The sequence below is a fragment of the Longimicrobium sp. genome, from assembly GCF_036554565.1.
GTDB lineage: Bacteria > Gemmatimonadota > Gemmatimonadetes > Longimicrobiales > Longimicrobiaceae > Longimicrobium.
Genome location: NZ_DATBNB010000600.1, coordinates 1 through 6,386 on the forward strand (window position 1 = coordinate 1; position 6,386 = coordinate 6,386).

Annotated in this window: 4 protein-coding genes and 1 pseudogene; 3 read left to right on the forward strand and 2 right to left on the reverse strand. The window is 69.9% G+C overall.

The genetic code is table 11. From position 1 onward, the window contains the following. The coding region (locus tag VIB55_RS16470; RefSeq protein WP_331877758.1) for a hypothetical protein at window positions 1–299 on the reverse strand (299 nt) is incomplete at its 3' end. Window positions 300–1,620: 1,321 nt separating this feature from the next. Between VIB55_RS16470 and VIB55_RS16475 the strand changes: the two genes are divergently transcribed. Then, window positions 1,621–2,910 carry a DNA recombination protein RmuC gene (locus VIB55_RS16475; RefSeq protein ID WP_349263043.1) on the forward strand — a complete coding sequence of 430 codons (1,290 nt, stop codon included), beginning with the start codon at window positions 1,621–1,623 and terminating at the stop codon, window positions 2,908–2,910. A gap of 13 nt (window positions 2,911–2,923) precedes the next feature. Next, window positions 2,924–3,475, forward strand: coding sequence for a DinB family protein (locus VIB55_RS16480; protein ID WP_331877760.1), 552 nt, complete (start codon window positions 2,924–2,926; stop codon window positions 3,473–3,475). A gap of 45 nt (window positions 3,476–3,520) precedes the next feature. Here the strand turns inward: VIB55_RS16480 and VIB55_RS16485 are convergent, their stop codons facing one another. Then, entirely contained in the window at window positions 3,521–4,264 is a 744-nt protein-coding gene (locus VIB55_RS16485) for a TonB family protein (protein WP_331877761.1), read from the reverse strand. A 367-nt stretch (window positions 4,265–4,631) separates the two neighbouring features. On the opposite strand from VIB55_RS16485, the pseudogene VIB55_RS16490 reads away from it, so the two are divergent. After that, window positions 4,632–6,386, forward strand: a pseudogene (locus VIB55_RS16490) (hypothetical protein); the annotation flags it as partial.

The following is a 6,386-nucleotide window of genomic DNA, read 5'->3' on the forward strand; positions in this document are numbered from 1 at the left end:
TCCACTGCCTCGCGCACCAGGTACAGGACCACCGTTCCGCCTGCGACGAGGTAAGCCATCCTGGCGGGCCACCGAAGTACGGCCGCCGGCCGGCGCACCGGGTTACGGAAACTTACAACCAGCACGACTGCGCACAGTACAGCGGCTGAAGCAGTGATGGCGCTAAGGTTGCCGGTCAGCTTGTTCAGCCATAACTCGCGAGCTACAGCATAGGTGCTCTTCAGCACCAAGTCAGCGAGGATCGGTGCGGTAAACAGCACGAGCACCGCCGCTGGTACAAGCGTGTACATGCCGATCAAGCATCCCGAAATTCTGCCCACGACCTCGGCCCAGGCATATTCTGTTTCCTGAGCGCGAACTCTATGAAGGATACCGCGGCTGGTATCGTCCCCGGCCGAAAGGGCACCTCCGAGCCGCGCGACTCGCTTCTCAGCAACCTCGCTGGGAATGAGGTGGGGCAATCGCACGCGTAGGTAGGAGAGTATGCGGTCCGCTACACGACGGTACACACGGTTCACCTGCTCGTGCAGGGTCAATGCAATTGAAGGCATAATCAGCTGGGGGCAGCGGGTGTCAGCGTGTCCGCTTCACGCGGACGATGACCGGATAGAAAGTTACGTCCACGCCAGTCCTGCCAACGTCCACGCCTCGGGTGTCCCCGACGGCAATCCACCGCTTTACGATCTGGTGTACCGTGGCCCTGCAAGGAGGGTTGGCCAGGTCTGGCATGGAACGCAGCTGGTCGGGTCGACACATCGTCTGGTCTCGCGCCACAGTGCCGCGTATACCCGCCCATCTTCCCCTGCCTGCGGCCAGATCAGGAGGCGACAGCGTATCGGGCGCCGGTCCCGAGTCGCCGAAGATCCAGAATTCTTCCCGTCTCGGCACGAACTCGGCAATCCGGAAACCGGGCTTGGCTTCGTACAGTACGTATTCTCGGGACATCGGGCTCGTCCCCACCACTTGCGTGCGGTTCCCGCGCGTTTCGCGGGCGTCCACATGGATCCTGGCGAAGAGGAAACGGCCGTCCTGTGAAGCTTCTACCCACGCCCGCAACAACATCTTGGGGCCGTTACCGGCGAACTCCCCGTCGCCCCCGCCAAAATTGCTAGGACGCCACTCACAACGTGCGGATTCAAGGCGAACTCCAACCGTAGGGAAGATCTGGGTGTTTACCCCTCGGCATCCGTTTGCCTGGGCAGGAAGCCTGTCGGGAACCGCCGTCGAGAGCGCGCCAAGCGCGAACAGCAACAGTAGGGGTCGCATCGTAAAGCGGTTAAGGAGGGGGGGAGCACGCGCGGGGCGGATTACGGCGTTGAGGTCGAACAAGAATCGAAATTACCACTCGCGTCAGATAATGCAATCGTCTCCGCCTGACATCCAGCCCGAGCGGCTCCATCCGCTCATACTGGTCGGTCCGCGTCGGCCCATCCAGCACATTTTTCTGCCAGCGCTGCGTTCCCCGAATGAGAAGCAATGACCGGGGCACGTTGGCTTTCCTGCTTCACCGTCGTATGTTCGGGAAAGCAAGATCCGAGAATGCGCAGGCAGTGCCCGGCGGCGATTTGCGCGTCGTCCGACCGTTGTCTCAGTGCAACTCTCCAACGCCGCTCCGCGATGATGTCCGAAATACTGCTCGTGGTCATCGCGCTCCTGATCGCGTGCGTAGTGCTCCTCGTCGTGCTGCTGCGGCGCACGGGTGGTGGCGACGCCGTGATGCAGATCGCGTCGCGGCTGGACGGGGTGGACCGTGGCCAGGAACGGACCGAGCGCGCGCTGCGGGACGAGATCGGCCGGTCGCGGGAGGAGGCCGGGAGCGAGTCGGCCCGGCTGCGAGGCGAGGTGACGGCCATCATGACCACGCTGACGGCATCCACCGGCGAGCAGATGGAAAGGCTGCGCGTGTCCGTGGAGGCGAAGCTGGACCAGATCCGCGCGGACAACGCCGCCAAGCTGGAGCAGGTGCGCCAGACGGTGGACGAAAAGCTCCAGGGGGTGCTGGAGCAGCGCCTCGGCGAGAGCTTTCGCCTGGTGAGCGACCGGCTGGAGCAGGTGCACAGGGGGCTGGGCGAGATGCAGACGCTGGCCAGCGGCGTCGGCGACCTGAAGAAGGTGCTCTCGAACGTCAAGGTGCGCGGCAACTGGGGCGAGGTGCAGCTCGCCGGCCTCCTGGAGCAGGTGCTCACCCCCGAGCAGTACGTGGCGAACGCCGCGACCAACGAGTTCACCGGCCACCGCGTGGAGTTCGCCATCCGCCTCCCCGGCCAGGAGCACGGCGAGGTGCTGCTTCCCATCGACGCCAAGTTCCCGCTGGAAGACTACCAGCGGCTCGTGGACGCGCAGGAGGCTGGCGACCCGGGAGGGATGGATGCCGCCTCGCGCGCGCTGGAGGACCGCATCCGGGGCTGCGCGCGGGACATCTGCATCAAGTACCTGAACCCGCCGCGCACCACCGACTTCGGGATCATGTTCCTTCCCACCGAGGGGCTGTACGCCGAGGTGGTGCGGCGCCCGGGACTGACGGACGCCATCCAGCGCGAGTGGCGCGTGGTGGTGGCCGGCCCCACCACGCTCTGGGCCGTGCTGAACAGCCTGCAGATGGGGTTCCGCACGCTGGCCATCCAGAAGCGCTCGGGCGAGGTGTGGGGCGTGCTCGGCGCCGTGAAGACGGAGTTCGGAAAGTTCGGCGGCGTGCTGGAGAAGGTGCAGAAGAAGCTGCAGGAGGCCAGCAACACCATGCACGATGCCGGCGTGCGAACCCGCGCCATCCAACGGAAGCTGCGCGACGTGCAGGAGCTGCCCGCGCCCGAGGCGGGACGCGTGCTGCTGGGCGATGCGCTCGTGATCGCCGGCGTGCCGCACGCCGCGGCGGAAGATGAATCCACCGAAACCGACGCAACCCTCGCCTGACGATCCCCCGCCCATGTTCGCGACGCAGGGAGAGCTTCACGAGCGGCTGACCGCCGACATGGCCGCCAACCACGAGCGGATCGCCACCCTGTGCCGCCCGTTGGACGCGCGGCAGCTGGAGCGGCGCCCGGCGGAAGGCTCGTGGAGCGTCGGCGAGGTGCTGGAGCACCTGCTGGTGGCGAACGAGCTGTTCCTGGCACCGGTGGCCGCGCTGGTGCAGGCGGCGCCGCGCGATCCCGCGGCGCCCTCCCGCCCGTGGCGGCCGACGCGCCTGGGAGCGTTCTTCCTCCGCACCGTCGAGCGCCCGAAGCCGCTCGCCGCACCCAGGGCGCTCCGTCCGCAGACGCCGCGTCCGGACGTGCTCGAGAACTATCTGGCGTTCGACGCGCGGTTCGCGTCCGTGCTCGTCGACGCGGCGGACCGCGACTGGAACAAGCTGCGGTTCGCCCCGCCGCTCACCAAGTGGGTGCCGCTGCGCTTCAACGCGGGTGATGGATTCCGCTTCCACGCCGCCCACGTGCGCCGGCACCTGGCCCAGATCGAGCGCGCCGCCGCCGCCCTCTGAAGCCCGGGCCCGCGTGGCCGCTCGGTGGATCCGCGGAGGACGCGTTCACCGCGACCAGGTGATGGGGATGACGACCCACACGGCGACCGCGCCCCGTCCCTCCACCTGCGCGGGATAGAACCGCATTTCGGACGCCAGCTGCAGGGACGGCTCCGCGAACACCGGGTCGGAGGCGCGGACCACCGTCGTCCCGGTGACGGTCCCCTCCTGGGTTATTTGCAGCCGCACCAGGACTTCGCCCTGCCGCGGCGCGCCACGGGGATACAGCTCACGCATCCGCCGCGCGATCCGGTCACCGTTGCGCAGCTCGGGCTGCGTCTCGGCGAGGGGCTCGCGATCCGCCGGGGCAGCCGCGGCGGCTGGAGCAGGCGGCGGCGAATCGGGGGCGACGCTCCAGTTCACCGGAAACGCGGCGCGAACGGCCACCGGCCTGTCGCCGAGGTGCGCGGGGCTGAACCGGAGCAGCCCCAGCGCGGCGACGGTCGGGGCGCTGAACGCGGTATCGGTGGCGCTGAGCACCGTTACGTCGCGGGGCACGCCGTCGGCGCCGATCACCAGCCGTACGTGGACCGTTCCCGCCGTTCCGGCGGCCCGCAGGTGCGGCGGATACGTGGCATCGAGCGCGGCGAGGAGCTCGTCGCCGTTGAGCGCCGACGGCCGAATGTGCACCTCGGCCAGCTCGTACACGCGTGCCGTGTCGGGAATGGCGGGGGTGGGGTGCTGCGCAGCGGCCGGCGAGGCCGCGGCGGCGAGAAACAGCGCCAGGATGCGGGCGAGCATGGGATCCATCGGGCGGAGATGATGCTCGGAGTGAGCAAATGTTCCCTGAACATATGCTCCGGATGCTCGCTGTGCCAAAGCGAGATTTCCGGACGAGCCCGGCGTCCGGACCGGCGCAGCCGCGCCATGCTCCGGTCGAGGGGAAGCTCGATCCAGACCGGAACAACGGCCCGGCCGCCGATCTCCCCGCGGTGAAGCGGAGCACGTGCGCGGCGCGCGCGCCATCGTGGAACCGGGCATCCTTTTCGAACCGGGGGTTGCGCTGCGGCACATCCCTCCCCACGATTCAGCGACACACCTGCTACACACTTCCGCATCACCGCCGATCTCCACGCCTCATCGGTGGCCAGCGCCCGCCCTGCCACGCTTTCTCCGCATGAACAGCCGCGGCCCCGCAGCTCCCGGCCTCGTCACCGCTCCGCTTCGCACGCGGCCGTGGGCGCGGCGGGCCGTGCCGCTCGCCCTGGTCTTCATCGTGTCGTTGGCCCTGGGCCGCCACGCGCAGGGTACGCCGCCGGAAAGCGGGCTGATGGCGGAAGCCGCACGGCTGCTGGACCCGGGGTCCTTCCGTCCCGCGCGGCTGTCGCTCGCGGCCCCGGAGCCGTCGTGCTTTCCGAGGTTCCCCGCCATCAAATCCTTCACCGGGGGGGAGTGCAAGGGCTGGACGAGCGGTCGCGCGTCCGGCCGGCGGCTGAACGGGCTCGCCCGGCGCGCGAGGGCGGGTGTGGGCGGCGCGTCCGCGGCGGAGGCACTGCACGTCCTCGCGCTGGTGGACATCGCCTTCAGCGACAGCGGGGGAAAATCCCTGAGCCGGTCCATCTCATCCCTGCAACAGGCGTCACGGCTGAGCGCCCGCGCGCCGCTGCTGACCGACCTGGCTGCCGCGTACCTGCTGCGCGCGGAACGCCTGCAGAGAACCCGCGACCTCATGGACGCCCTCGAAGCCGCCACCGAAGCCGTGAGGCTGGACTCCGCGAGCGCGGCGGCGCGTTTCAATCTGGCGCTCGCGCTGGACCGCACGGGGCTGGACGCGCGTGCGGCGGCCGCGTGGAAGGGGTACCTGGCGCTCGACTCGGTATCGGCGTGGGCCGGCGAGGCGCGGGCCCGCCTGGGGGTGCTCGCGCCCCGGCCCGCACCGCTACCTCCCGCTTCGCCGCGGGACACCTCCGCCGTCGCGCACTTTGCCGTGGAGCATCCGCAGGAGGCGCAGCTGCTGGGCTGGGACCGCGTACTCGGCGAGTGGGGAGCCGCCGTGATGGAGGGAGATTCCGCCCGTGCACGGGAACGGCTCGAACTCGCCTGGCGGCTTGGAGTCGGGCTGGCGGTGAACGGAAGGGACGCGACGCTCATGGACCAGGTCCACGTGATCCGCAAGGCATCCCGGAACCCACGACTGCTCCGCCGGCAGGCCGGGGCGCACCGGGAGTACGCGGCCGCACGCGCGGCGTACCTGGCGTCGCGGCACGACGCGGCCGGAGAGGGATTCGCGCGTGTCCTCGCCGCCTCGCAGCCGGGGTCGCCGCTGCACCAGTGGGCCACCGTTTTCTACGGCGCGGCCGAGGGATACCGGGACCCGCGGCGAGGCGAGCCGATCCTCCGGCGTGGGGTGGCACGGGCCGACTCGCTGCGCCACCCCGCGCTCGCCGGACGGGGGCGCTGGCTCCTCGCGACGAGCCTGCTGCGCCAGGCACGGTACCGCGAAGCACGGGACGAGTATGGCGGGGCCGCCCGGCACTTCCGCCGCGCGGGAGAGCGCGAGCATCTGGGCGCGGTCCAGGCCTACGCGGGAACGGCGGAGCATCACCTGGAGAACGGCGCGGCCGCTTACGCCTCGTTCCACGCGGCGCTGATGTCCCTGCGTCCGTACCGGGGCTCCCGCTGGCTTCACAGCGCCGTGTGGGGGCTGGCCAACGCGGCCGCGGAAGACGGCTACCTGCACGCAACCGTGCACGTCCTGGACGAGGACGTCGAGGTGACGCGGCTGGCCCGCAACCCCATCGACGCCGCGGAAGTGCTGACGACCCGCGCGCGGCTGATGGTCGCGGCGGGGTCGGCGGACCAGGCCGTGGCGGCGCTGGATGCGGGACTGGCGGCGGATGCGCTGAACCGGGTGGAAAGCGGGCAGGCGCGC